The following is a 644-nucleotide window of genomic DNA, read 5'->3' as shown; positions in this document are numbered from 1 at the left end:
GTGGGTGTCGTAATTCATCAAACGTAGCCAGGAATTTTCTGTTTTTTATACCTAACCCCCTATTATCTTAGAACTAGTAATTTCTTTATAATTACTTTCCATTACTACCGGTGTCAATATCCTTGTACCTCCCTGGCTCTCTACCACAATGTATTCGCCACTTGTAGGAGGGATACCCACCAAGTCAGCAAAATAGTTGACTCGGGTAGTTTTATTGGCAGCATCTTCTACAAACATACGCTCTTCATGATATACAGGAGAAGCCATGCGTAAATAAGCCGGAAAGCTTACCTCTGATTTCCCGGCAAACTCAAGTATTTTACCATCAATATACACCAAGCCAGGGCTTATAGTCGAGCCGGTTACTTCGCAGCCAGACAGAATAAAAGCTCCCTGGTTTTTGTATTGGTCTTCGATGGCTTTATAGAGGTTTTCAAACTGTAACCTGAAGTCACGATTAAAAACAGGTTGCCCGCCGGATTTAAATTCTAATCTATTCAAAGGCTTTAAAAGCCAATAATATTTTGGCACTTCAAATAATAAGTTTATAAAAACAGGTAAGAAATCGTACTCTACCCGACGGTTTTTCAGGGTTGGAAGTTTTGGTTCCATTTTTCATGAGCAACCGCTATTACCTTAAATAA

The 644-nt window shown here is 39.3% G+C and carries 1 protein-coding gene; it reads right to left on the bottom strand.

Annotation, left to right across the window (positions count from 1 at the left end; genetic code table 11):
* Window positions 1-51 precede the first annotated feature (51 nt).
* Window positions 52-501: a hypothetical protein gene (locus Q0954_RS34255; RefSeq protein WP_299466676.1), complete on the bottom strand. Its 450-nt coding sequence runs from the start codon at window positions 499-501 to the stop codon at window positions 52-54.
* Window positions 502-644: the final 143 nt, after the last annotated feature.

The sequence above is a fragment of the uncultured Microscilla sp. genome (assembly GCF_947493425.1).
Lineage (GTDB): Bacteria > Bacteroidota > Bacteroidia > Cytophagales > Microscillaceae > Microscilla.
The sequence above is the reverse complement of the archived record's forward strand: the minus strand, read 5'-3'. Positions and strand labels throughout refer to the sequence as shown.